At 71.1% G+C, this 26043-nt stretch carries 18 protein-coding genes and 2 pseudogenes; 13 read left to right on the top strand and 7 right to left on the bottom strand.

Annotated elements, in window-relative coordinates:
• The first annotated feature begins 189 nt into the window (after positions 1-189).
• From AB0I18_RS36830 to AB0I18_RS36820, 3 genes are all read left to right on the top strand, one after another.
• The gene (locus tag AB0I18_RS36830) at positions 190-1122 is read left to right on the top strand and encodes a glutaminase (protein WP_363110051.1); all 933 of its coding nucleotides are present in this window, start codon (positions 190-192) and stop codon (positions 1120-1122) included.
• A gap of 116 nt (positions 1123-1238) precedes the next feature.
• Positions 1239-2672, top strand: a complete 1434-nt coding sequence (gene mptB / locus AB0I18_RS36825; protein ID WP_363110050.1) for a polyprenol phosphomannose-dependent alpha 1,6 mannosyltransferase MptB — start codon at positions 1239-1241, stop codon at positions 2670-2672.
• Entirely contained in the window at positions 2669-4105 is a 1437-nt protein-coding gene (locus AB0I18_RS36820; protein WP_363110049.1) for a glycosyltransferase 87 family protein, read from the top strand. Before mptB ends, AB0I18_RS36820 begins: the two co-directional genes overlap by 4 nt.
• Before the next feature lie 11 nt (positions 4106-4116).
• Here AB0I18_RS36820 and AB0I18_RS36815 read toward each other — a convergent pair.
• Both AB0I18_RS36815 and rho read right to left on the bottom strand, forming a co-directional pair.
• A pseudogene (locus AB0I18_RS36815) lies at positions 4117-5037 on the bottom strand (serine hydrolase); the annotation flags it as partial.
• 225 nt (positions 5038-5262) lie between these two features.
• Entirely contained in the window at positions 5263-6405 is a 1143-nt protein-coding gene (rho, locus tag AB0I18_RS36810; RefSeq protein WP_363110048.1) for a transcription termination factor Rho, read from the bottom strand.
• Between the two features lie 364 nt (positions 6406-6769).
• Between rho and AB0I18_RS36805 the strand changes: the two genes are divergently transcribed.
• The 5 genes from AB0I18_RS36805 to AB0I18_RS36785 all read left to right on the top strand — a co-directional run bounded on the left by AB0I18_RS36805 (position 6770) and on the right by AB0I18_RS36785 (position 10674).
• A complete protein-coding gene (locus AB0I18_RS36805) occupies positions 6770-7960 on the top strand; it encodes a flavin-dependent monooxygenase (protein WP_363110047.1) in 1191 nt (396 codons plus the stop codon).
• A gap of 101 nt (positions 7961-8061) precedes the next feature.
• Complete coding sequence (locus AB0I18_RS36800; RefSeq protein WP_363110046.1) at positions 8062-8817, top strand: nuclear transport factor 2 family protein; 756 nt, start codon at positions 8062-8064, stop codon at positions 8815-8817.
• Positions 8814-9155 carry a YciI family protein gene (locus AB0I18_RS36795; RefSeq protein WP_363110045.1) on the top strand — a complete coding sequence of 114 codons (342 nt, stop codon included), beginning with the start codon at positions 8814-8816 and terminating at the stop codon, positions 9153-9155. Before AB0I18_RS36800 ends, AB0I18_RS36795 begins: the two co-directional genes overlap by 4 nt.
• Entirely contained in the window at positions 9152-10417 is a 1266-nt protein-coding gene (locus tag AB0I18_RS36790) for an RNA polymerase sigma factor (RefSeq protein ID WP_363110044.1), read from the top strand. The genes AB0I18_RS36795 and AB0I18_RS36790 overlap by 4 nt, the downstream gene beginning before the upstream one ends.
• 50 nt (positions 10418-10467) lie before the next feature.
• Positions 10468-10674 carry a hypothetical protein gene (locus tag AB0I18_RS36785; protein ID WP_363110043.1) on the top strand — a complete coding sequence of 69 codons (207 nt, stop codon included), beginning with the start codon at positions 10468-10470 and terminating at the stop codon, positions 10672-10674.
• Positions 10675-10748: 74 nt separating this feature from the next.
• Here the strand turns inward: AB0I18_RS36785 and AB0I18_RS36780 are convergent, their stop codons facing one another.
• Entirely contained in the window at positions 10749-12350 is a 1602-nt protein-coding gene (locus AB0I18_RS36780) for an alpha-amylase family glycosyl hydrolase (RefSeq protein WP_363110042.1), read from the bottom strand.
• Positions 12351-12619: 269 nt separating this feature from the next.
• On the opposite strand from AB0I18_RS36780, the gene AB0I18_RS36775 reads away from it, so the two are divergent.
• Together AB0I18_RS36775 and AB0I18_RS36770 are read left to right on the top strand one after the other, a co-directional pair.
• The gene (locus tag AB0I18_RS36775; RefSeq protein WP_363110041.1) at positions 12620-15439 is read left to right on the top strand and encodes an AAA family ATPase; all 2820 of its coding nucleotides are present in this window, start codon (positions 12620-12622) and stop codon (positions 15437-15439) included.
• Between the two features lie 126 nt (positions 15440-15565).
• Complete coding sequence (locus AB0I18_RS36770; protein WP_363110040.1) at positions 15566-16552, top strand: NADP-dependent oxidoreductase; 987 nt, start codon at positions 15566-15568, stop codon at positions 16550-16552.
• A gap of 680 nt (positions 16553-17232) precedes the next feature.
• On the opposite strand, the gene AB0I18_RS36765 is transcribed toward AB0I18_RS36770, so the two are convergent.
• The 3 genes from AB0I18_RS36765 to AB0I18_RS36755 form a co-directional block, all read right to left on the bottom strand.
• The gene (locus tag AB0I18_RS36765; protein WP_363110039.1) at positions 17233-18753 is read right to left on the bottom strand and encodes an amidohydrolase family protein; all 1521 of its coding nucleotides are present in this window, start codon (positions 18751-18753) and stop codon (positions 17233-17235) included.
• A 70-nt stretch (positions 18754-18823) separates the two neighbouring features.
• Entirely contained in the window at positions 18824-19744 is a 921-nt protein-coding gene (locus AB0I18_RS36760) for an HAD family hydrolase (protein ID WP_363110038.1), read from the bottom strand.
• 196 nt (positions 19745-19940) lie between these two features.
• The gene (locus tag AB0I18_RS36755; RefSeq protein ID WP_363110037.1) at positions 19941-20612 is read right to left on the bottom strand and encodes a hydrolase; all 672 of its coding nucleotides are present in this window, start codon (positions 20610-20612) and stop codon (positions 19941-19943) included.
• A gap of 114 nt (positions 20613-20726) precedes the next feature.
• Between AB0I18_RS36755 and AB0I18_RS36750 the strand changes: the two genes are divergently transcribed.
• Positions 20727-21194 (top strand): MarR family transcriptional regulator, encoded by a 468-nt coding sequence (locus AB0I18_RS36750; RefSeq protein ID WP_363110036.1) that lies wholly within the window; start codon positions 20727-20729, stop codon positions 21192-21194.
• Between the two features lie 156 nt (positions 21195-21350).
• On the opposite strand, the gene AB0I18_RS36745 is transcribed toward AB0I18_RS36750, so the two are convergent.
• Positions 21351-24404, bottom strand: coding sequence for a S8 family peptidase (locus AB0I18_RS36745; RefSeq protein ID WP_363110035.1), 3054 nt, complete (start codon positions 24402-24404; stop codon positions 21351-21353).
• A gap of 510 nt (positions 24405-24914) precedes the next feature.
• Here AB0I18_RS36745 and AB0I18_RS36740 point away from each other — a divergent pair.
• Positions 24915-25868: an NmrA/HSCARG family protein gene (locus AB0I18_RS36740; protein WP_363110034.1), complete on the top strand. Its 954-nt coding sequence runs from the start codon at positions 24915-24917 to the stop codon at positions 25866-25868.
• A 29-nt stretch (positions 25869-25897) separates the two neighbouring features.
• Positions 25898-26023: pseudogene (locus AB0I18_RS36735) on the top strand (SDR family NAD(P)-dependent oxidoreductase); the annotation flags it as partial.
• Between the last annotated feature and the right edge of the window lie 20 nt (positions 26024-26043).

Below are 26043 nucleotides of genomic sequence, written 5' to 3'. Positions count from 1 at the left end.
GGCGTGAGGGGTCGTGTCGGGGTGTCCGATCGCCGCGGCAACGTGCCATGACTGGATATCCCAGAGCGGCGATCGGATATCCCGTCGCGGCACCGCCCACCCACACACCCAGGGGCGCGAGGAACTGCGCGACCAGCCACAACGCACCCGCACCAGAACAACCGCCCAACCGCCGGAGGCACCGGCAGAATGGTGATCATGACCTCGCCCCCAACCTTCCAGCCCCTCCTCAACCGCATCGCCGCCGAAATCGAGAACACCCCAGGCCGCGGCCGCCCCGCCGACTACATCCCGGCCCTCGCGGCATGCGACCCACGCCGTTTCGGCATGGCCGTCGCGGAGCTGGACGGCACGGTCTACGGAGTGGGTGACTGGCGCCACCCGTTCTCCGCCCAGTCCATCACCAAGGCCTTCACCCTCGCCCTCGACCTGGCACGCGAGGGCGACACCCTGTGGGAGCACGTCGGCCGTGAACCCTCCGGCAACCCCTTCAACTCACTCGTACAGCTGGAGTACGAGAACGGCATCCCCCGCAACCCGTTCATCAACGCCGGCGCACTCGTCGTCACCGACCGCCTCCAGACCCACACCGGCGACGCGGCAGGCACCCTCCTCGACTTCCTGCGCGCGGAGAGCGGCAACGCCGACCTCGCCATCAACAAGGACATCGCCGCCTCCGAGGCCGCCCACGGCAACCGCAACGCCGCGCTCGGCCACTTCATGGCGTCGTACGGGAACATCGACAACCCGGTCCCGGTCCTCCTCGACCAGTATTTCCGCCAGTGCTCCGTCGAGGCATCCTGCGCCGACCTCGCCCTGGCCACCGGCTTCCTCGCCCGGCACGGCGTCCGAGCCGACGGCACCCGCCTCCTGACCCAGAGCCAGGCCAAACACATCAACGCGATCATGCTCACCTGCGGCACGTACGACGCGGCGGGCGACTTCGCCTATCGCGTGGGCCTGCCCGGCAAGAGCGGCGTAGGCGGCGGCATCATCGCCGTCGTCCCCGGCCGCTGCACGCTGTGCGTATGGAGCCCCGGCCTGGATGAGCGCGGCAACTCGGTGGCGGGCGTGGCGGCCCTGGACCGCTTCACGACCCTCAGCGGGCTGTCGGTGTTCTAGAGAGTTCTTCGGTGTTCTAGAGAGCTCCAGAGACATAAGACGCCGGACACACCACGGCTGCCGCTCCGAGAGAAGTGCGTCGCCTTCCGGCCACCCCGCATTGACACGCTTCCCGAGTGTTGGCCAAGGGTTTCACCGTCGATCTACGTCGCTGTCAGCTGCTCGGGCTCGCCGGATCGGGCGTACTCGCGGCAGGCGGCGAGACGGCCGGAGCCCTGCCCGTACGGGAGTTGCTGGCTCCCGCGTCCGCGCGGGCGGCACTCGGACTGGTCGGCGTGTACTTCGGGGTCGTGCTGCTCATCGCCGCCTGGGCCCTGCTGGGCCGGGTGATCCGGCGGCCCGAGCCGCCCAGCCCCCGGTCACTGCTGGTGGTACTCGCCCTGTGGGCCGCACCGCTGCTGCTCGCACCACCCCTGTTCAGCCGGGACGTCTACAGCTATCTGGCGCAGGGCGCGATGGTCGACGCGCACATCGACGTGTACACGCACGGGCCCGCGATGCTCGGCGGCCCGCTCGCGGACGAGGTGGCGCCGGTGTGGCGGCAGACCGCGACACCGTACGGCCCCGTCTTCCTCGCCGTCGCCTCCGCCCTGTCCGGCCTGACGCGGGGCGAGGTACCGGCCGGACTGTTCGGAATGCGGGTCGTCGCGCTGCTCGGCGTGGCGTTGATGGCGGCCGCGCTGCCCCGGCTGGCCCGGCACAGCGGCGCCGATCCGGCCGCCGCGCTGTGGCTCGGCGCGCTCAACCCGCTCGTGCTGCTGCACCTCGTCGCCGGAGCGCACAACGACGCCATCATGCTCGGGCTGCTGGGCGCCGGCCTGGTGGCCGCACTCGGCCGGTGGGCGGTCCTGGGCGCCGTGCTCGTCACGCTCGCCGCCCTGGTCAAGGCCCCCGCGGCGCTGGGCCTCGCGGCCGTCGTGGTGCTCCAAGTGCGCGCGGGGCGGGGGACGGTGAAGGCGCTCGCGACGACCACGGCCGCCGCCCTCGCCACCACCGTCGCCGCAACTGCCGCCGCCGGTACGGGATATGGCTGGGTCAGCGCGCTGAAGACGCCGGTGTCCCCGCACAACTGGTCGCCCACGAGCGTCCTCGGCCGTGCCACCGGTGCTCTCCTCCGGGACCTGGGCAGCGATCTCGCCCCCTTCGCCCTGCCGGCCTGGCACGCCCTCGGCCTCGCGGCCACGGCCGTCGCCGTACTCGTCATATGGCTACGGCGTCCCCGGCCGAGCCCCGTCTACGCACTGGGCCTCAGCCTGGCGACGGTGGCGGTCCTGGGCCCCGCCATCCGGCCCTGGTACGCGCTCTGGGGACTGTTCCTCATCGCGGCGGCCGCGCCCAGCACGTCCGTGCGGCACGGTGTCGCCGCCGCGACCGGGGTCCTCGCGCTGGGCGTCCTGCCCGGCGGAGGCCCGCCGAGCACCGAGCAGTTGGCGCTGGCGGTGTCGGGCGGAATGCTCGCGCTGGTCGTGCTCTGGCAGGCCCACCAGACGTCGACGGCGCCCGGCCTGGAGAGACCGGAAAAGCTGGAGCAGTTGGAGAGGACGGCATGAGGCTCCCGCGCACCGACCGCGGCCGGCTGCTGACCGTGCTCGCCCTCGCCACCACCGTGGCCGTCTTCACCGCGACCGTGCCACTCCTGCGGGACTGGTTCGACCTGCGCGTCTACCACGGCGCCGTCGACGCCTGGATCCACCACGGCGGCCGCATCTACGACTACCGGGTGCCGGGAACGGAGTACGGCTTCACATATCCGCCGTTCGCGGCGGTCAGCATGCTGCCGATGGCGCTGCTCGGGCTGCCCGCCGCGATCGCCGTCGGGCTGCTGCTCAACCTCGCCGCGACAGCCTTCGTCCTGCACGTCCTGGCCCCGTACGGGCTCCGCCGACACGGCTGGTTCGGCTTCGCCGTGGCCGTCTGCCTGCTCGCACTCCTCGAACCGGTCCGCGACACCTTCAGCTTCGGCCAGGTCAACCTCCTGCTGCTGGCCCTCGTACTCATCGACGCCCGGCTCCTGTCCACCGACCACAGCCGCGGCCGCGGCGGCAGCCGCTGGGCGGGTGTCGGCATCGGCCTCGCCGCCGCGATCAAACTCACGCCCGCGATCTTCATCGTGCTCCTGCTGCTCGCCAGGCGCCCCCGCGCGGCCGCGACCGCGACGGCCGTCGCCGCGGCCGCCACCGCTCTCGCGGCCTGGGCGGCGCCGGACGCCTCCCGCTTCTACTGGACGGAGGCGGTCTGGGACACGACCCGTATCGGCCGCCTCGCCTACGTCTCCAACCAGTCGCTGCAAGGCGTACTGGCCCGGCTCGCCGCCCCGGCCGAACCGAGCCACGCAGCCTGGGCGTTGGCGGCGCTGGCCGTCCTGGCGGTGTGGGCCTGGCGCGCGCACCGAGCCCTCGTCGGCGACGACCTGCCCGGCGCCTTCGCGCTCACCGGGCTCGCCGCCTGCCTCGTCAGCCCCATCACCTGGGTGCACCACCTCGTCTGGCTGCTGCCGTCGTTCGCGATCCTGGCCGAGGCGGGGCTCAGGCGCAGACGGCTGTGGTGGCTCGCGGGTGCCGCGTACGGGCTGCTGTGCAGCAGCGTGGTGTGGCTGTGGTTCGACGACGCGTCGGGCATCGACGGCTTCGTCGGCAGCAACGCGTACGTGTGGATCACCCTCGGTCTGCTGCTCGGCCTGCCCGTCGGTCAGCCGCGGGTGAACCGCCCGCCGTGGAGCCGCAGCGCCAGGACCACGACACCCGCGCCCAGACCGGCGGCGCCCGCGATCACCCCCGCCTGCGACAACCAGCCGTCGGAGCCACCGGAACCGGTGGCGCCCGCATCGGCCGCGATGGCCGCGGGCAGCGCCGCCGGGCCCGCCTGCGGTACAGGGCGCGGCGGGGCGAGTGAGCCCACCGGGTCGACCCGCCCGGCGGCCCCGAAACCCCAGTCGAGCAGCGAACGCGCCTCCTCGTACACGGCGAATCCGCCGCCCGACTGAGGGTCCATCACCGTGACGACGAGGGTGCGCCCGTCCCGGCGCGCGGCGGCGACGAGCGTGTTGCCCGCGTGGGAGGTGTAGCCGTTCTTGACGCCGATGAGCCCCCGGTAGGGCTTGACCCCGCTGGCGCCGGTCAGCAGGCGGTTGGTGTTCTGGATCTCGTACGAACCCCCCTTGGCCGGGAACTTCGCCCGGACGGTGGCGCAGTACCGTGCGAAGTCCGCGTTGCGCAGCCCGGCCCGCCCGAAGACCGCCAGGTCGTACGCGGACGACACCTGGCCGGGCGTGTCGTAGCCGTCGGGCGAGACGACCCGCGTGTCGCGGGCGCCCAGGGACTGGGCCTTGGCCTGCATCTGGGCGGCCGTCGTACGCCAGCCGCCGTTCATCTCGGCCAGCACGCGGACGGCGTCGTTGCCGGAGTTCAGGAAGACGCCACGCCACAGGTCGGACGCGCGGTAGGTGCGCCCTGCAGTGACTCCGACCAGGCTGCTGCCGGCACCGACGCCCGCCAGTTCGTCCTTTGTGGCGGTGTGCCGGACGGCCGGCGGCAGTACCGGCAGCACGGTGAGCGCGAAAAGGGTCTTGAGGGTGCTGGCGGGCGGGAGCCTGACGTGCGCGTTGCGTGCCGCCAGTACCTCGCCGGTGTCGGCGTCGGCCACCAGCCATGACCGGGCGGAGACGTTCTGGGGCACCTTGGGGGCTCCGGGACGCGGGCGTACGTGGATCCCGGGCCGGTCAAGCACCGACGGCTGCGGGACCGCTGGGCTCGGCGGACTCCCGGTGTCTGTGGCGTCCGTGCCGGTGCCTGAGCGCGCGGTGTCCGCGTCCGTTCCGGCGAGGGCGGCGACCGGGGCCGGTGCGAGGGCCAGCGCTCCGACGACGCAGGCGGCGGAGCAGGAGACGGCCGCGCGGGATGAGAATCCGATGGTCATACGGCCAACGTAGGAACGTGCAGGTCGCAAGCCGCGATGCCCGGGCCGAACGGAGACATCGAGTACCCGGATGCCGCAGCGGTCGCAGGCTTGCCCGAAGCGGCGGCGCCCGTGGGCCGGTCCGAAGCCGCAGTGGCCGTGGGCGTGTCCGAAGCCGCGGCGATCGTCGGCCCGTCCGCATCAGCAGGGGCCGTGGGCCTGTCCGCGTGACTCGCGGGACAGCGTCTACTTGCCGCCGGGCACCGTCGACTGGACCTGTCGCAGGAACGTCGCGTTGTCCGGGGTCTGCCGCATCCTGTCCAGCAGGGTCTCCAGCCCGGCCTGGCCGTCCCCGCGGGAGAGCAGGGCGCGCCGCAGGCCTCGTACGGCCGTCAACTCGGCTGCCGGGATGAGGAGTTCCTCGCGGCGGGTGCCGGACGGGGTGATGTCGACGGCCGGGTAGATCCGCCGGGACGCGAGCGTGCGGTCCAGGCGGAGCTCCATGTTGCCGGTGCCCTTGAGCTCCTCGAAGTAGAAGTCGTCGGCCCGGGAGCCGGTCTCCACCAGGGCCGTGGCGAGGATGGTCAGCGAACCGCCCTCCTCGGCGAGGCGCGCGGCGCCGAAGAGCCGCTTGGGCCCCTGGAGCGAGGCCGCGTCGACGCCGCCGCTGAGGGTGCGGCCACCGGCGGCGGCCGTGTTGTTGTGCGCCCGGCACAGCCGGGTGAGCGAGTCGAGGAGGATCACGACGTCCTGACCGGCCTCGACGAGCCGCTTGGCGCGCTCGATGGCCAGTTCGGCGAGCGCGATGTGCTGCTTCGGGGACTGGTCGAAGGTGGAGGCGAGCACCTCGCCGCGTACGGAACGGCGCATGTCGGTCACCTCCTCGGGCCGTTCGTCGAGGAGCACCACCATCAGGTGGGCCTCGGGGTGGTTGCCGGCGACGGCGGCGGCCAGTTGCTGAAGCAGTACCGTCTTGCCGGTCTTGGGCGGGGCGACGATCAGGCCGCGCTGGCCCTTGCCGATCGGCGCGACCAGGTCGATGACGCGGGTGGTCAGACCGCCCGCCGGGTGTTCGAGCCGCAGCCGCTCGCGCGGATGCAGTGGGGTCAGGTCACGGAAGTGCGGACGGCGGCGCGGCTCGTCGGCCGGGCGGCCGTTGATCCGCTCCACCTCGGTGAGAGCGCGCTGCCGGCCGCGTACGCCTGCGACGAGGTCGCCCTTGCGCAGCCCGTATCGGCGGATCAGCGCGGCGGAGACCTGAAGATCGGCAGGTCCGGGGAGCAGGCTCCCGGCCCGCAGGTGGCCCTGCCCGTTCGAGGTGATGTCGAGTACGCCGGTGGCCGACTCCTGTGTGACGGGAGCCGCCGGGCGTTCGAGTGTGGTGGTCATGGTGGGTGTCCTTTCGCGGACGAAGTCATGGGGTCATGAGAGAAGGTGGGAGAGGCCGAAGCGGGGGCGGCATGGGCACACCCCGGCATGGCGGAGACAGCACCTCTCGTACGTCGAGCACGTTGTGTACGGCGAACGGGAATGCCCCATGGCCGTACACGAGGAGAGGTGGTGCCGGGAAGCTGCTTCGCCGGTCGGGAACGACACGAGCGGATCAGCTGCGGGAGAGAGAACATGCACCGGCGCCCAGGACGGGGCGTACACAAGTGCTGATTGCACTGTAGCACTACCCTTCCGGTGGTGGCCGAATACCGAAGCGTTGACGGCGTTGACAGCGAAGACGCACCGGGCGACGGTGGTCGGCATGGTCGAAACCGGGGGGATCGTCGAACGCGTAAGGGAACTGCGGCCGTTGATCCGGCAGAACGCGTTGCGCGCCGAGCGTGAACGGCGGGTGCCGGACGAGGTCGCCGCCGCGCTGACCGGCACCGGGATCCACCGCATGAACGTGCCCCGGCGCTACGGCGGTTACCAGACTCCGCTGCGCACCCAGGTCGACGCGTTCGCCGAGATCGCCGCCGAGTGTGCCTCGACGGCGTGGATGACGCTGAGTCAGGCGGGGGTCTCGTACATCGCGGCGCTCTTCCCCGACGAGACGCAGGACGAGTTCTTCACCGGCGCCGGCGGTCCGGACGCCAGGATCGGCGGCACGCTGATCCCCGGCGCCACGGCGGTGCCGTACGACGGCGGGTATCTGGTGAACGGCTCCTCGGCCTTCGCGACCGGCTGCCACCACGCCGACTGGCAGCTGCTGACGACCGTGGTGACCCCGGCCGACGGGCAGTCCCCGGAGGGGCCGCCGGAGATCCTGTGGGCCGCAGTCCCGATGTCCGAGCTGGAGATCCTGGACGACTGGCATGTCACTGGCCTGGCCGGTACCGGTAGCAACACCGTCGTGGCCCGGGACATTCCCGTCCCCGCACACCGCATGCTCCCGGTCGGGCCACTGCTCGACGGACGGTTCCCGTCGAAGGCCAACGCGGACGACCCCTTCTACCGGATGCCGGTGCTGCTGCTGTTCTGCGCCTGGGCGGCCCCGGTGGCGCTGGGCCTGGCCCGGGCGGCGATGACGGAGTTCGGCGAACTCATTCATCGGCGCGGCATCACGTACACCTTCTACGAGCGGCAGAACGAGGCGACCGTCACCCATCTGCAGGCGGCCGAGGCGCAGTTGAGGATCTCCAGCGCCGAGCTGCTGGCCGCCAGGCTGACCGCCGAGATCGAGACCAAGGCCCGCGACGGAGTCCCGTACACCCCGAGGGAACGGGCCCGGATCCGTGCCGAGAGCGGCTATCTGACCCGTCTCTGCAAGGAAGCCGTGGACCTGCTCGCGTCCGCGGCCGGCGCTTCCTCCCTCCGGCAGGAGGTGCCCATGCAGCGCATCGCCCGCGACATCCACGCGCTGTGCCTGCACTCCTTCGTCAATCCCGGCACCAACATGGAGATCTACGGCCGCGTCCTGTCGGGCGTCGACCCGGGCACCCCGTTCCTGTGACGGCGGCCACCTCGCCCGGAGCAATCATGGGGGATGTGTCGATCCGGCGCCGGTCCGTTCGTCGGTGGGGTGCACGGACCACATGAGCACCGGGAGGAAACATGAAGTACATGCTGCTGGTCTGCGGTGACGACACCGCCGACACCTCCGGCATGGCACCCGTCGAGCCGTGGGTCGAGGAGTTGAGCGCCCAGCGCGGCGTACGACTGCACGGCCACCGGCTGCAGAACCCCGCCGAGGCGGTCACCGTACGGGTGCGCGGCGGCGAAGTGCTGCGCACCGACGGGCCGTTCGCGGAGACGAAGGAGTACGTCGCCGGGTACGACATCCTTGAGTGCGACAGCATGGAGGAGGCGATCGAGGCGGCCGCGAAGCATCCCGTGGCGACCATCGGGGCCATGGAGGTGCGGGCGTTCGGGGAGGACGAGGAGGCCGAGGGGGAGATCCGTCGGCTTGACGACGAGCTGACGCTGGCCGCCCGCGAGCGGGACATCGACCGGCGGATGGCCTGCTACGCGCCGGACGTGGAGGTGTTCCATCCCATGAGCGGACCGGAGCAGCGCGGGATCGGCGCCCTCAGGAAGGCCCAGGAGTGGTGGTTCGCCACCGTGACCGGGCCCGTGGAGCGCGAGGTGCTCGAATTCCGCGTCCGGGTGGACGAGAGCATCGCGTTCAGCCACGCGCTCGTCCGGATCCGCGCGACGGGTGTCGACGGTCAGCCGCTCGACAGCACGGTGCGCTCGACCACCGGCTACCGTTGCTTCGGCGACCGGTGGCTGATCGTCCACGAGCACGCCTCGGTGCCGTTCGACGCCGGAGTCGCCGGAACCGCCGAAAGTACGGAGGGCCGGTCATGAAGTACGTGATGTTCATCTGCACCCCTGTCGGCGGCGTGGAGCTCAGCCCCGAGGAGATCGCCGGGCATCCGGGCTTCACCTCGTACATCGACGAGGTGCGCGGCAGCGGCGTGGTGAAGGGCGGCGCTCGGCTGCGGCCCGCAACCGACGCCACCACCGTGCGCGTCCAGGGCGACGAAGTCCTGCTGAGCGACGGGCCGTTCATCGAGTCCAAGGAGTACATCGCGGGCTTCGACATCATCGAGGTCGCCGACCTCGACGAGGCCATCGCGCTCGCCTCGCGGCACCCCGCCGCGCTGGGCGGCGGCTCGGTGGAGGTACGGCCGGTCTGGGAGTGACCGACGTGGACGAGGTGGAGAAGGCGGTCGCCGCCGCCTTCCGCGAGGAATGGGGCCAGGTCGTCGCCACCCTGATCCGGGTGACCGGCGACTGGGACCTCGCCGAGGAGTGCGCGCAGGACGCCTTCACCCAGGCGCTGGACCGGTGGCGGCGCGACGGAGTGCCGCGCCGGCCCGGCGCCTGGCTGACCACGACCGCGCGCAACCGCGCTCTGGACGTGCTGCGCCGGCAGGCGGTGGGGGCGCAGAAGCTGCGGGAGGTGGCCGTGCTGGCGCGGGACGAGGGGCCCTACGACCCCGAATACGACGACGAGGGCGACGGAAGCGGGGTGCGGGACGACCGGCTGCGGCTGATCTTCACCTGCTGCCACCCCGCGCTGCCCATCGAGGCCCGGGTGGCACTGACCCTGCGGGCCCTCGCGGGCCTCACCACGCCGGAGATCGCCCGGGCCTTCCTGGTGCCCGAGGCGACGATGGCGCAGCGCCTGGTCCGGGCCAAGCGGAAGATCCGCAACGCCGGTATCCCGTATCGCGTACCGCCCGCGCATCTGCTGCCGGAACGCACCACGGGCGTCCTCGGCGTGGTCTACCTGCTCTTCAACGAGGGGTACGCCGCCACATCCGGCGCCGATCTGATGCGGACGAACCTCAGTGCGGAGGCCATCCGCCTCGCCCGCGTCCTGGCCCGCCTCATGCCCGACGAACCCGAGGTACTGGGCCTGCTCGCGCTTCTGCTGCTGCACGACGCCCGGCGGAACACGCGCGTGGATGCCGCGGGAGAGCTGGTCACGCTGGAGGACCAGGACCGCACGGCGTGGGACAGGGCCGAGGCCGACGAGGGCGCCGCCCTGCTGGAGACCGCGCTGCGCCGCGGCCGCCCCGGCCCGTACCAGATCCAGGCCGCCATCGCCGCCTGCCACACCACCGTCGCCACGGCCGAGGAGACGGACTGGGCCGATGTCGCCGCGCTCTACGGAGAGCTGGCGCGCTTCGTGCCGTCCGCCGTGGTGCGGCTGAACCGCGCGGTGGCCCTCGGCATGGCCGAAGGCCCCGAGACGGGGCTGGCCCTGGTGGCGGAGCTGGAGAAGGAAGGAGACCTGGCGGGCTACCACCTGCTGCCCGCCACCCGCGCGGATCTCCTGCGGCGGACGGGACGTACGGAGGAAGCGGCCGAGGCGTACGGAAAGGCGCTGGAGCTGGTGGAGAACGAGGCCGAGCGGCGTTTTCTGGAGAAGCGGCTCGCGGAGTGTCGATCGGCGTAGGAACGGTTCGTCGGTGGGGTGGAAGTACCCCTACGACATGGGAGGTCCCCATGACCGCCACCGTTCCCGCACCGCGCCCCAGGAAGGCACTCGCCCCGCCGCTCGCGCTGCCGTTCGCGCTCCGCAGACGGCCGAAGGCCGGCACAGCCGAGGCGTCGGCCGCCGCGAGGCCCGGTCCCGGCCCGACGGACACGCCCGAGCGCCGGGAGTCGACCTCGCCCGACATCTGGCTCGCGGGTCTCCGGCTGGGGGGCTGAGCCACGGTCGCCACCGGATCCGAGGCACTGCTCGCCGCCGCCCCGCGTCCGGCGGGCTCCACGCGCTCACGGGCTCACGGGCTCAGCTCGAAGATCCCGTACCCGAAGCCCTGGGCCGTGACCGTACGTCCGTCACTTCCGCCGCTCTCGACACCTGAAACCTCCAGGGGCGAGCCGGGCCGGATGCCGTCCAGGGAGCAACTCGCTTGACCCTGCTGGGGATTGACGACTACGAGATACCGCCCGCCGCGTACGTACACGAACGGGTATCCGGCGTGCAGGACCTCCACCGAGCCGCTCGAACCGAGCTCCGGGGTCGTCGTGCGGAGGGTGATGAGGCGGCGGACGAGATGGAGGAGGGACGTGTCGTCGGCGCGCTGGGCGGCGACGGTGGGCCGGTCGGGGGCGGGATCGACCGGGAGGTAGGGGTGGTCGGACGCGGAGAAACCGGCGTTCGGGCCCTCGTCCCACTGCATGGGGGTGCGGGAGCCGGCGCGGTTGTAGCGGGGCCCGAGCACGCTGCCCTCGGTGTCGGGCAGGTCCGGGACGAAGCGCATGCCGATCTCGTCGCCGTAGTAGATGGCGGGCAGGGTGGGCCAGGTGAGCTGGAAGGCGAACGCGGCCGGGAGCTGTTCGGCCGTGCGGGGCCCGCAGTTGAGGCGGGAGAAGTCGTGGTTGGCGGTGGGCAGGGAGATGAAGCCGCTGCTGCCGAGCGCCGAGGAAGCGCGCTGCCAGGCTTCGACGAACGGGCGCGGCGAGCCCTTGCCGCTCGGGTCGAAGAAGCAGTCGAGCGGGTCCCATGCGAGATTGACCGTGCCGGTGCCGTTGCTCCACAACGAGCGCAGCGGGAGGCCGTCGGTGGGGCCGCCGAACTGGAGGAAGAAGTCCGTGTGGAAGCCCGCCGGGACGGAGACCTCCGGATCACCCCACTCCGAGAGCAGCACCGCGTCCGGGTGCGCACGGTCCAGCCAGTGCCGCAGCTCCGTCCAGAGCCTGCTCGTCTCGGCCTTGTCCGGGTCGTCCTTGACGAGCGACGCGGCCATGTCGACGCGGAAGCCCGACAGACCGAGCCGCAGCCAGTGGTCCATGATCGTGCGCAGGGCCTCGCGGTTGGCGCGCGGGCCCTCCGCGTCCACCGGCTGACGCCACGGCTCGGCCGGATTCTCGCGTGCGTAGCCGAAGTTGAGGGCGGGTTGGAAGGCGAAGAAGTTCGGCAGATACGCGCCCGGCCGGCTGCCGGGCGAGGCCACGAAGCGGTCCGGGTGGCCCTCCGCACCCTCCGACGTCCAGATGTAGCGGTGGTCGTTCGGGTCGTTCGCCGAGGCCTTGAACCACGGGTGCTCGTCGGAGGTGTGACCGGCGACCAGATCGAGGAGTACGCGGATGCCGCGGCGGCCCGCGTGGTCGACGAGCTTCGCCAGGTCCTCGTTGGAGCCGTAGCGTGGGGCGACGGTCAGATAGTCGGCGACGTCGTACCCGGCGTCGCCGAACGGCGAGGCGAAGCACGGGTTGAGCCAGACCGTGTTCACCCCGAGCCAGGCCAGATGGTCCAGATGTTCGGCGATGCCGTTGAAGTCGCCGATGCCGTCGCCGTTCGAGTCCGCGAACGACTGCGGATAGATCTGGTAGAAGACGGCGTCGGCCAGCCAGGCGGGCGCGGGGAGGAAGGAGGTCATAGGGCGGTACAGCCTTTCCCTGGGGGACAGTTCATGACTCTCGGCCACGGCCGGTCACCTGGCAATGCGGCGAACGCGGGTGTGACAGAGCTTTCCCGAGGGTTTCTGACGCCGCAACAGGTCGGATGTATGGCATCGACTCTCCCCATGCGCGGAGGCGGTTCTCCGCTCCGCGCGCCAGGCGTCGACCGGTGTCCGCACGACCGGCCTGACCTGGCTGTCCTGGACAAGTCCTACCTGGTCATGAGGGACGAGAGGGCATCCTGCGCATGCCTTGGCCACAGGTATTCTTGGGCCGCATGGGAGACGCCCGGTCAATATCGTCAGGGGACATCCGTCCGGTTGCGGGCGGCAGTTGTACGCGGCTGATAGGCCGACGTCGTGAGCGCGAGGCCCTCAGCGCCCTCGTGGACGCCGTTCGCGCGGGGGAGAGCCGGGCACTCGTCGTCAGCGGTGAGCCGGGCGTCGGCAAGACGGCGCTTCTGGACTGGCTCGTCGACGAGACATCGGGTGTTCGTATCGTGCGCGCCACCGGTGTACAGGCGGAGATGGATCTGCCGTTCGCCGCGCTGCACCAGTTGCTGGCGCCCACGCTGGACCGGCTGGACCGCCTGCCGGCTCCGCAGCGCGACGCCCTGCGCACGTTCTTCGGTATCAGCCCGGGAAAGGCTCCGAATCGCTTCTTCGGAGGCCTGGCCGTCCTGGGTCTGCTTGCCGATGTCGCCGAGGAACAGCCGCTGATCTGCGTCATCGACGATGAGCAATGGCTTGATCGCGCCTCGGCGCAGGTGCTCGCGTTCGTCGCCCGTCGGCTGGAGAGGGAGTCGGTCGGGCTCGTCTTCGCCACCCGTCGGCCGAGCCGGGACCTAGTGGGTCTGCCGCAACTCGTCGTCGAGGGCCTGGCGGACGAGGACGCCCGCACACTGCTCGACTCGGTGGGTACCGGACCGCTGGACGAACGCATCCGTGACCAGGTCATCAGCGAGACCCGCGGCAATCCGCTGGCCCTGCTGGAGCTGCTGCACGGGATGTCGCCGGCGGAGATCGCCGGCGGTCTGGGGATACGGCGCGGTGCCGGGCCCCTGTCGAAGAAGATCGAGGAGAGCTTCCGGCGCCGGATCGACGCGCTCCCGGCCGAGCCCCGGCGCCTGCTGCTCCTCGCAGCCATGGACCCCGTCGGCGACCTGACGCTGCTGAACCGGGCGGTTGCGCTGCTCGGCATCCCGTGCGAGACCATAACCGCCGCGATGGAGACCGGTCTGGTCGAGGTTCACCCCCAGGTACGGTTCCGGCACCCGCTGGTCCGCTCGGCGCTGATGAACTCCTCCGCACCGCAGGAGATCCGGGAGGCACACCGGGCACTGGCGGAGGCCACCGATCCGGAGCAGGATCCCGACCGCCGCGCCTGGCATCGCGCCCTGGCCGCGACGCGGCCCGACGAGAACGTCGCCGAGGAACTCGAGCGCTCCGCCGACCGCGCACTGGCACGCGGCGGCCTCACCGCGACGGCGGCGTTCCTCGAACACGCGGCGCTCCTGACACCGGGTCCCGCGCGCCGCGCGGAGCGGATGCTCACGGCGGCCCGCGCCAAGCTCGACTCCGACGCCCCCGACGACGCGCTGAGGCTGCTGGAGGCGGCCGAGACGGGTCCGCCGGACGTCCTGCGGACGGCCCAGGCTGAGCACCTGCGCGGTCGGATCGCGCTGGAGCAGCAACGCATGCCCGAGGCGGCTCGGATCCTTCTCGGCGCGGCCCGGCACAGGGAACCGTTCGATCCCGCCCTGACGCGTGAGATCTACCTGGAGGCGCTGGTGGCGGCCGTGATGGGCGACGCGCTGGAGGGCTCGAGCAGCTTCTCCGCGGTTGTCGAAGCCGCGCGCAACGCGCCTGCCGCTCCCGAACCGCCGCGCGCGGTCGACGTGTTGCTCGACGGTTGGCTGGCGCGGGCCACGAAAGGGTACGCGGTGGCGGGGCCGATGCTCGCCGAGGCACTGCGCATGATCAGCGGACCGGACGGCGACGGGGGCCGGCTCGTGAGCGGCAGAGCCGCGGTCATTCTCGCCATGGAACTGTGGGACGCGGAGGCGTCGTTCACGATCGCCACACGCCAGGATCGGGTCGCTCGCGGGACGGGTGCGCTGGGGCAGTTGCGGGTCGCACTCAGCGTCCTGGGCCTTGGGCAGGTTCTCGCCGGAGAGTTCGCGAGCGCGCGGGAGGTGATCGCGGAGTACTGCATTCTCACCGAGGCGACGGGCAACCCGTACTTCCCGCTTCCCGAGATGATGCTGATGGCGTGGCGCGGGCAGGAGACGCGCGTGCGGGAACTGGCCGATGCGAGCCGGCGGGCGGTGCCTGATCAGGGGAACGGGGCCGTCATGCCGTTCGTGGGCTGTATGAACGCGATCCTCCACAACGGCCTCGGCCGCCACGGTGAGGCGCTCGTCGCCGCCCGGGAGGTGTTCGAACAAGACCCGTGCGGACTGGGACCGTTCGTCGTGCCCGAGCTGGCGGAGGCGGCGGCCCGCACCGGTGACCGAGGGACCGTGGACCACGTACTCGAGTGGCTGTCCGAGCGCACGCGTACGGCGCCGACGGACTGGTCGCGCGGGATCGAGGCCCGGGTGCGTGCCTTCCTCGCCCAGGGGAGTGACGCCGAGGGGTTCTACGAGGAGTCGATCGAGCTCCTCGGCCGTACCCGCATTCGGGTGGAACTCGCCCGGGCGCACCTGCTGTACGGCGAATGGCTGCGTCGCGAGAAGCGGCGGGCCGATGCGCGGGAGCAGTTGTCCGCCGCCCACGACATGCTGGTGACGATGGGCGCCGACGCCTATGCCGACCGCGCCCGGCGCGAGTTGCTCGCCACCGGGGCCACTGCTCGCAAGCGCACCGACGACACCCGGAAGGAACTCACGCCGCAGGAAGCCCAGATCGCCCGACTCGCCCGTGCGGGGTTGTCGAACGCGGAGATCGGTACGCGGTTGTTCATCAGCGCGCGGACCGTGCAGTACCACCTGCGCAAGGTCTTCATGAAGCTCGGCATCGGCGCACGCGGTCAGCTCGACGCCGTACTGCCGGACGACGGGAGCTAGTGTCCTGACCCGTTCGGGGCGCCGGTCATGACTGGCCATCCGCACTGTGCGTCGGCTGATACGAGCGCCCCGTTGCCGGCACGACACTTTCCCGCGAGACGGCCCCACCCGTCCGCGAGGAGAGCCATGCGCGCGGTGATCGTGAACGACTACGGACAGACGGCGGTCCTGGGCGAGGTGCCCACCCCACGACCAGGGCCCCGCCAACTGCTGATCAGGCTGCGGACAGCGGCCGTCAACCCCATCGACCGGAGTCTCGCGAACGGCGACTGGCGCATCATGCTCCCCGGCACGTTCCCGATGGTGCTGGGCACTGACGGCGCGGGCATCGTCGAGACCGTCGGCGAGGGCACGACCAGGTTTGCTCCGGGGGACGTGGTCTTCGGGCAGCTGATGATCCCGCCGATCGGGTCGACGGGAACGTACGCGGAGTACGTCGCCGTCGACGAGGACGCGCCGCTCACCCGGGTCCCGGACGCCATGGACCTGGACGTGGCGGCGGCACTGCCGACGATCGGCATGACGGGTCTCGCCGTGACGGACATGCTCGCACCGCTCCAGGGCAGGACGGTCCTGATCGTGGGTGCCCGGGGCGGTGTCGGCTCCATGGTGACCCAGTTCGCGGTCGGGGCGGGCGCGCACGTGATCGCCGTCGCGCCAGGCATCGCCGCCGAACGGATGCGCCGATACGGCGCCGCGGAGATCATCGACCCTACGACGGTCTCCCTGCCGGAAGCGGTGCAGCGGGCGCATCCCGACGGCATCGACGCGCTGATCGACCTCGTGAGCGAAGCGGACCGCTTCGCCTCGCTGGCCAAGCTAGTCCGCCCGGGCGGCTCGGCGGTCACGACGAGGTTCGTGGCCGATGTGGGAGCGCTCGAAGCCGTGGACGTCACCGAGATCAACTTCGTGCTGTCGGCCTCGGGCCACCTCCTCGACCGTGTCGCGGAGGCCATCGGCACCGGACACGTCGCCCCGCCGCCGATCACCCGGGTCCCATTGGAGGAGGCACCGGCCGTCGTGAACGGCACCGTACGAGGGGCGACCGAGGTCAAGACCGTCATCACGGTGCGCACCGGCATCGGCGGAGCCAGAACGCGGCGGGCTCGGTGACCGGTCGTGAGGCGGTCGTGATCACCGGGATCGGCCTGGGGCCTTTGCAGGGTGTGGAACGAAGTACCGGGCCATACGCGGACCGGCTGACCGACATCGCCGGACGGGTCCCCGCTCCGGTCCGTCTCTCCTTGGACGACGGCGCTGAACTGGCTCGCCGCCTGCCGGTCAAGAAGCTCGGCACCTCGCGGGAACCCCCGCATCGAGTCCGCCCAGCGCGCGTAACCGGACCCATGACCCGCCGGCAATCTCGCCGTCCGCAGAGGAGTGCCATGCCCTTTCTGCCGCGCAGGGAGCCCTGCGCCCTGCCCGCAGGGACAACGGCGGCCACCGTCGCGTCCGCGGAACCCGTCGGCCCGGAACCGCGGCACACGCTCGTCATGCCGCTGTGGGACGCGGCCAGAACGCACCGCCTGACACTCCCGCCCCCGCGGACCGGGAGGGCAAGGCGCTGCTGGAGATGCTGGTCAGGGGCCCTTGTGGTGACCGTGGCCGTCCATTTCGGCCTGCTGACCACGACCGTGAAGAACGGCTCCGCCCCCGGAGTCGAGCGGGTGATATCCGTCGGGAAACGCGCGGGCCACTCCTGGGAGACATGGCTGCGAGGCCGCCCGGCGCGCCGGGCGGACGAGGCCCGGAACGACTTGCACCCGCCGAGATGAAGGCGCGCGCCGACGGGTTCAGGTGCGAGGCGGGTCGACGAATCGCTGCCAGGCTGTTTCCCCGACGGCGGCACGGAAGTGGTCGCGCGACGCCTCGGCGAGTCGTCGCGCGCGTACGAGGTCGAGCCCGATCAGTTCGCCGCGGTGCTTGAGCACCCGGCCGCCCACGATCACGGTGTCGATGTCCCCGCGCCCGGCCTGGAACACCAGGTGCCCGACGGGATGGTTCACCGGTGTCATGGACGGTGTGTCCTGCCGGAGCAGGACGAGGTCGGCGAGCTTGCCCGGGGTGATGGAGCCGATCCGGTCGGCCATGCCCAGGGCCTCGGCGCCGCCGAGCGTGGCGTAGTGCAGGACGTCGGCGGCGCGCAGGTCATGGCCGGTCACCTGCTCGCCGCGGGCGTGGGCCCGCAGGTGGGTCAGTCCGCGTTCGGCGCTGAGGGTCGCGCGCATCGCGGAGAACATGTCGCCGCTCCACCACACCACGGTGTCCATGGACAGGGAGATGGGGATGCCGAAGCGGCGGGCCGCGCCCGTGGGCGGATAGCCCTGCCCCGCGTTGAGTTCGCTCTCCGCCGACAGTGACACGAACGCTCCGCTGTCGGCGATCCGGCGGTAGGAGTCGTCGGTGAGGGTGGCGGCGTGGACGAGTGTCGTGGTGGGGCTCAGGAAACCGTTGTCCGCCAGGTGGGCGATGAGTGCGTCCGGGTTCAAGCCGAAGATTCCGGTGTGCATGGTGACGGGCAGGGACTGCCGCCCGGCGTGGCGCAGGGCGGCGACGGCGGCGGCGGCGGCGAAATCGTCCGATGACAGGTCCAGGGCCAGCTGCATGGTCACGAGTTGGTCGTCGCTGCTGAACCGCGCCGCCCGGATGCGCTCGACCTCCCCGCTGGTGACCCAGGAGGTGTCGAAGCCGAACCGGCCGTACGCCCACCGCGCTCGCCCGGGCACGGCCGTCAGGGCGTCGACCGCGGCGTCGGCATGGGCGGGCGTGGAGCTCCCGTGGGACCAGTCCACGACGGTGGTGACGCCGTCGGCCACCGCCTCGACCATGCCGAGGTGGTTGCCGGCGTAGACGTCTTCGGGGCGGAGGTGGGGGAGCAGGGCCTGCATCGCGCCGAAGTAGTCGTTCAGTGTCCAGTCGACGCCGATGCCGCGCAGAGTGGACTGCCACATGTGGCGGTGGGTGTCGACGAAGCCGGGGATCAGCAGGGCACCCTTGGCCTCGATGACCGCTGTGGCCTGTGGCGCGGCCAGCCTCTTGCCCACGGCCTTGATCCTCTTGTCCACCACGAGGACGTCGGTGTCGGGCAGGATCCCGCGCACCCTGTCCATCGTCACGACGGTGGCGCCGCGGATCAGCAGCGGCCGCCCCGCGGGGAAGCGGGCGGGCTCGGTCACCGCCGTCGTGGCGGCCTGTGCGGTGGCAGGCAGCCCGGTGGCAATGGCGGTACCTGCCGCCGCCACCGTCCCGGCCAGAAGACTCCGGCGCCCGACGGACGCGGGCCTGATCCCTCGGGCATCCGTGCTCTCAGCCATGCTCATGTTCCCTTCAGACGTTCGTCGCCCGATGGGCGCGGTCGGACTCGGGAGAGGGCCCCGGCGGGCGTCAGTCGAGCGCGTCGGCGGGGTCGTCGGAGTCGTTCCAGAGGGTCCACACCGAGGGGATGCGCCGGGACGGTCGGCGTACGAGTGCGTCGACGAAACGTTCCACCACCTGGGCGACGCCGTCCTCGTCGTTGGCGGGGGCGCGATGGCGTGCCGCCCGTAGGACGTCCGGGTGGGCGTTGGCCATGGCGTACGAGTGACCCACCGCGGTGAGCATGGGCAGGTCGTTGGGCATGTCGCCGAAGGCGGCGATCTCGTGGCTGCCGACGCCGAGCCGGTCGCTCCACGCGAGCAGGGTGGTGGCCTTGGTGACGCGGGGTGCGCTGAACTCCACCAACGACAGTCCGGTGGAGTAGGTGGTCTCGGCGTTGCTGCCCGCGGTGCGCCGCGCTCGCTCGTAGAAATCGGCGAGGGGCAGCGTCGGGTGGTAGGCGAGGATCTTCAGCACCGGCCTGCCCGGGACACGGGTGAGCAGTTCCCCGGCGGTGCCGACCGGTTCGGCGGCCTCCTCACCGAACGACCAGGTCGGGTAGGCAGGTTCGTGGCCGAATGCCGCGTCGTACTCGACGGCGAAAGCGGTCCCGGGCAGCGCCCAGCGCACGCGGGAGATGAGCCGGGTGGCCGCCAAGGGCCGGATCGGGGACAGGTGCGCCAGAGTTCCGTCAGGGGCGTAGACGGCCGCGCCGTTGGCGGCGATGACGAAATGCGGCCCGATGGCGGCCAGCAACTCCGGTACGGAGCGCGGCGGGCGGCCCGTGACCAGCACCACGCGGATCCCGGCCTGCTCGGCTGCCGTCAAGGCGGCCCGGGTGCGGTCCGACAGAGTTCCGTCGCTGCGGAGCAGCGTGCCGTCAAGGTCCGTCGCGATCAGTTTCGGAGGGACGAGAGGGCCAACGAGAGGCACGGCGGGGGCGGTTGCCATGGGGGGCACCCTTCTGGATCGACGGACTGAACAGGTGTGGTTCGGTGCCCTGCGGACACGGTGCCTCACTCCGGTCGATGGCCGCCTGACACCGCGCCATCGACGGAGCCGAGCCGGGAGGGATGCGCGAAAGGTCTCGGCGCCCGAGCACGGGGCGGCACTGGCGCCGGTGCCGCCCCGTTGCCTCGGTCCGGCCTTACATTCCGACGGCGGTCTCGTTGGGAACGGGCGTGTTGAGGAGCTGCATCTCCCAGGCGAACGCCACTCCGGCGCCGCCGGAGTACCCCATGAGCGCCGCCAGGTCTTCGGGCGCGACGAGGTCGGTGCGGGCCCAGTCGCGCTGCAACTCGGCGAGGACGGCCAGCCACGTGATCGGGACGATTCCCGCCTGGACCATGCGGCGTACGGCCATGTCGTGGGCCTCGGCCGACACGCCTCCGGAGGCGTCGGTGACGACGTAGACGTCGTAGCCCTCGCCGGCTGCCTGCAGGGCGGGGAAGGCCACGCAGATTTCGGTGTACAGGCCGGCGATGATCAGCTTCTTGCGCCCGGTCGCCTTGACGGCGTCCACCACGCGCTGGTCCTCCCAGGAGTTGAGGGTCGTCCTGTTGATCGGCTTCTGGTCGGGGAAGACGTCCTGGAGGCCCTGGATTATGAGGCCGCCGCGCTCCTCCACGACCGTGGTCAGGATCGTCGGGACGCCGTATGCCTTGGCGGTCCTGGCCAGCCCGACGGTGTTGTTGACGATCATCGTCGGCTCGTGGCTGTGCAGGTTGGCGAACTGGAACGGCTGGTGGTCGATCAGCAGCAGGACGCTCTCCTCGGGGGTCAGCAGGGCGTTCAGGCCGGTCTTCGGGGACTCGCTCATGGGGATCTCCTACGGGGGGATGGAAGGCGTATGGAAGTTGCGCCGTTCCTGTGATGCGTCAACTTCTACGCCAACTATGGATGATGTGTCAACCATCGGTTAAAGTTGGTTCGCATGAAGGTAAAAACACGCTGGCTCACCCCGCCCGAACAGCGCGCCTGGCGCGCCTTCGTCGGCGTCCACCAGAAGCTCCCCGGTGCATTGGCGCGTACGCTGCAGGACTGCGGGGACCTGTCCATCGCGGACTACGTCGTTCTTGTGGCCCTCACCGACGCACCTGACGGGCTGCGGCACTTCCAGGACCTGGCCAACGTGGTGCAGTGGGAGCGGAGCCGTATGTCCCACCATCTCCGCCGCATGGCCAAACGCGGCCTGGTGAGCCGGGTGGAGTGCCCCAAGGACGGGCGCGGCGTCCATGTGGTCGTCACCCCCGTCGGCCGTGCGGCCATCGAGACGGCCGCCCCCCAGCACGTCGCCACCGTGCGCCGGCTGATCATCGACCCCCTCAGTCCCGAAGAGCTCGACACGCTCACCGCGCTGTGTGAACGCATCCTGGATCGGCTGGAGACGGATCGCCCCTGATGCCGTAACGCCTCGGCCCGCCGTCCGAGGTCGGGCGGTGAGTGGAAATCGACGCATCGATGGTTGATGCGTCATCTCGTTCTGGTCCATGGTGGTTCCCGCCACGCTCTCCCACTGTCCGGTTCACGGACGGTCGCCCAGTGCTGTCGTCGGGTGTTACGGCGTGACGGCCAGCCTGGTGCGGCCCAAGTCCTGGGATCCGTCGCCGTACTCGACGATGCCGACATACCGCTCACCTGGGACCGCGTCCGGCCAGGCCACCGTCAGTCCGAGCGGGGCGCCCGGGGTGACGGGTTGGGCGGCGGGGGTGACGGTGGGCCGGACGGCAGGGGTGGTCTGGCCGACCTTCCACAGGAGCAGCGTGTACGGCTGGCTGCCGGTGCCGTTCGGTGCGTTGTACTGCACCACGTAGACGTCGTAGTCGCCGGGCGGCAGGTCGACGAACTCCGCGCCGTTGTCCGGCCCGGCGGTGAAGGAAACGCCGTTCTGGTCGACGGCGTTGACGTAGACGACGCTGCCGGGCAGCTGGTCCGCCGGGTCGACCGCGACCCGGGTGAACGGGGCGCCCTCCGGGACGTGCAGCGGGATCTTCGCGGCGGCGTCACCGGTGGGCGCGGGGGAGCCCGACTGGTCCTCGCCGGTGAGGGTGCCGGTGATCTTTTCAGCCTTGTACAGCTCGGCCCGAGCGGTCAGTTCACCGCTCCAGCCCGCCCGTACGGCGAGCTGGGTGGACCGCTCACCGGCGAGAGTGACCTCGTCCGGTGCGGCGAAGCGGGCGGCGCGCAGCGTGATCGGGCTGCTGACCCGGTGCCGACTGTGTGCGTCGCTCCAGGTGAGGGAGCCGTAGGACCAGGCGCCGTAGGCGGCGTCGGTGCGGGTGAAGGTGACCCGGTACGTCGCCGAACGGCCCGGGGGCACGGTCAGGCGCTTCGGGGTGACCTCGGCCTTGTAGCCGGGCGGCGTCCGGAGTGTCGCCTCGTACGTGGCGATGTCCGTGCCGACGTTGGTGACCGTACGGGTCACGGTCTGCCGCTCGGCCAGGTCACCGACCGCGATCGACGGGTGGTTCAGATCGCTGGGGTCGGCAGGACGGGCGGTCGCGCAGGCGCCGCCGTCCGTTGCGGTCGGCCGTAGTCCCAGCCCGCAGAGGTACGACGTCCAGTCCGCGGACGTGGAGTCGTAGACCAGGCCGGGGTCGGCGGCCAGGGCGGCCCGGGGAGAGCCGGCGCCGTAGTCGAGCGGGGTCGCGGGGTCGGCGTTCTCCCGGCCGATGGGCTTGCCCTCGTTGTCGGTGGTCGTCGCCGTGGTCATCAGCGCCGACTTGACCTCCATGGGCGACCAGTCCGGGTGCAGCTGCTTCAGCAGGGCCGCGAGGCCGGATATGTGCGGCGTCGCCATCGACGTGCCCGACATGAAGCCGAAGCGGTCCGGGTACCCGAGGGCCCCGCCGGGCACGGTGCCCGCCAGGACCAGGCGGCCCGGTGCGGCGATGTCCGGCTTGAGCAAGTCGCCGCCGCTGTAGGGGTCGGGGCCGCCGGAGGAGGACGCGGTGACCTGCGGAGCGCGGACGGGGGCGGTGCCGGAGGCGAGCTCGCCGGTGGCGCCGGAGCCGGCCGCGTACTCCTTGACCGTCTTCGCGTCCGCCCGGGTCAGCTGGATCATGGGCAGGCCGTAGATGTAGTAGGAGAAGTCCTGGGTACTGGTCGCCGTGTTGGCCAGGGTCACGGCCACGCCGCCCGCGGTCTTGACCTCCTTGATCTGGTACGGGATGAACTGGTCGTCGTCCCGGTCGCAGACGACGATCTTCCCCTTCACCTTGCCGGGATCGAGCGTGCCCGGCGTGCACAGCGCGGCCTGTGCGGCATCCGCGTCCGGCTTGCGCACCTCACCGGCGTCGACCAGCGGCGCGGTGGGGACGGCGGCCTGCAACTTGTCGTGGCGGAAGCGGCGGCCGTCGCCCAGGACCAGGTTCGAGGTGTAGCCGGTGTCGTCCGTCTCCCCGGCGACGGTGGTGATCCACGGTGCGGTGTTGCCCACCGTGCCGGGCCCGCTGTTGCCGGCGCCGGCGGAGACGAACACGCCCGCCTTCGCGGCGTTGAACATCGCTTCCATGGAGGTGGAGGTGGTGAGGGCCCCGCCGATGGAGTAGCTGATGACGTCCACGCCGTCCGCCACGGCCTTGTCGACGGCCGCCGTGGTGTCCGAGGTCCAGCACCCGTCGTGCCAGCACGCCTTGTACGCGGCCACCCGGGCCGCCGGGGCGATACCGCTGACCTTGCCGCGCACACCGAGGCCGGGTACCTCTGCCGGGGTGTCGTGGTTGCCGGCGGCGGTGGTGGCGGTGTGAGTGCCGTGACTGTTGATGTCCGTGGGGGACGGGACGTCCTGGGCGGTGGGGTCGGGGACGCCCTTGCGGAACCACTGGGCGCCGATGAGCTTGTTGTTGCAGGTGACCTTGTGGGCGGGGTCGTCGCCCTCGTCGCAGGAGCCGTGCCACTTCTTGGCGATGAGGTCGGCGTCGGGGCGGGGTTCCGAGAGCGGGGCGAGCATCGGGTTCGTCGGATCGATGCCGAGGTCGACGACGCCGATGATCATGCCCTCGCCGGCGTGTGCCGGGCCGCCGAGCTTGGACCAGAGGCCCTTGTCGCCGTCCAGGCCGAGGAAGTGGGGGATGTCGGGTGTGGGCAGCTCGGCCTCGGCCGCGCCTTCGGCCGTCGTCGTGTTCCGACCGGCACCGCCCGAGCTGCTGTCGTTGTCGAGGGCCGGGGTCAGACGCTCGGCCTTGTCCCGGGTCAGTGAGATCACGCCGGGGGTGGCGGCCAGTTCCATGGCCTGGCGGGCGGTGAGTTTCGCGGCGAAGCCGTTGAAGGTGTAGTCGTACTTGTACAGCTTCTGGATGCCGGGGACTTCGTCGAGTACCTCGTCGCGGCGGGAGTCGAGGTGCCGTAGGTACGCCCGGACGGTGTTCGTGCCTGTCCTGAGCCGGTCTCCCGGGGCTGGGGCGGTCCGCTTCAGATCCTTCAGGCCGCCCTGGTAGGTGGCGACCGGCTGGTCGGCGAGCTTCACCACGTAGGTGCCGGCGGCGTAGCCGGGGGTGTCGGCGGTCTCGGCCCGGGCGGGCGCCAGTGTGCCGGCGAGGACCAGGGTTCCTGTGAGTAGAGGTATCAGACGCCTGACGGCTGCCCTGTCATGTCTCTTGGTGTATGGCAACTCTGATCCAATATTCGTTGGTTTGGTGAGCTGTACTGCCTTCACGGAGGTCACACAGCGAACTGTCCGTGGACTCCCTTGAGCCCACGGACAGCCAGTTACCTCTCCATGGCCATGCAGGCTTTTCAGAAGCCCTCTTGCGTCAGATTGGGGTCACCCGTGGGCGCGGCACCGCCCCGTCAGCAGGGCGCACCATCGCCCAGGACAGGCGTCTGTGCGTGGTCGTTTCACGATCACCGGGTGCATGGCTCCCCTCGCGGACGGGTGCGGCCGTCGTCGGGGGACAGCCTCGTCCCGCCGACCGGCGTTCGTATCAGCCGACGCACAGTGCGGATGGCCAGTCATGATCGTTTGGTCCGTCTGATGCAGCGGTCCTGTTCGGGTGAAGACTCTGTCGGCCCCGCGAAACGGTCATGGCTCGATCGCGCACATCAGGTTGATGCATCAACCGACTTTAGATAGCGTGGTTGATGCATCAACTGAAGCCTCTCCTGGGAAGGGACACCTTTCATGAGCAACAAGAAGGTCATCGCAGTCGCCGGAGCGACGGGAGCGCAGGGCGGCGGTGCCGCTCGAGCGATCCTGGCCGATCCGGAGTCGGGCTTCACGGTGCGCGCGCTCACCCGGAATCCCGACTCGCTCGCGGCCCGGGAGCTCGCGGCGCTCGGAGCCGAGGTCGTGCAGGCGGACTTCGACGACGAGCCGACGGTGCGCAAGGCGTTCGAGGGTGCCTACGGCGCCTTCCTGGTCACCAATTTCTGGGCGCACGGTTCTGCGGTGAAGGAGAACGAGGAGATCCAGGTTCTGGCCCGGGCCGCCGCGGCCGCCGGGCTGCGTCACGTGGTCTGGTCGACGCTGGAGGACACCCGCGAGCTGCTGCCGCTGGAGGACGGCCGTATGCCGGTCCTGCAGGACAAGTACAACGTGCCGCACTTCGATGTCAAAGGTGAGGGTAATGAGCTGTTCAGGCAGGCCGGGGTGCCGACCACCTTCCTGAACACGACCTTCTACTTCCAGGGCTTCCTGCTGCAGGGCATGGGCCCCCAGCGCGGCGAGGACGGCGTACTGACGCTGACCCTGCCGATGGAGGACGGCAAGCTCCTGGCCGGAGTGGACGTGGCGGACATCGGCCGGACGGCCTTCGCCATCCTCAAGGGCGGCGCGCCGTTCATCGGCCAGACCGTCAGCCTGGCCGGCGACCATCTGACCGGTGCGCAGTACGCGGAGAAGCTGGCGGCGGCGCTGGGCGAGCCGGTGCGCTTCCAGTCCGTGCCCTACGACTTCTTCCGCACCCTCGACATTCCGTTGGCCGAGGAGCTCGGCAACATGTTCCAGTACTACGGCGACTTCGATAAGGAATTCACCGGCGCCCGTGATCTGAACCGGGTGCGCGAGATCAATCCGGCGCTGAAGAGCTTCGACGACTGGCTGGCCGAGAACGCCTCGAAGTTCGAGGTGAAGTGAAGAGCGCGACCACCACTGTGAGCGGGTAGCTGGGCGGCAAGGTCGCCCTGGTGACCGGCGCGAGCCGCGGTATCGGCGCGGCCATCGCCCGACGACTGGCCCGGGAGGGCGCGGCCGTGGCGATCACGTACAAGTCATCTCCCGGCCACGCCGAGGGGCGAGCCACAAACGACAA

The organism is Streptomyces sp. NPDC050704 (assembly GCF_040654355.1).
Classification (GTDB): Bacteria; Actinomycetota; Actinomycetes; order Streptomycetales; family Streptomycetaceae; genus Streptomyces.
The sequence above is the reverse complement of the archived record's forward strand: the minus strand, read 5'-3'. Positions and strand labels throughout refer to the sequence as shown.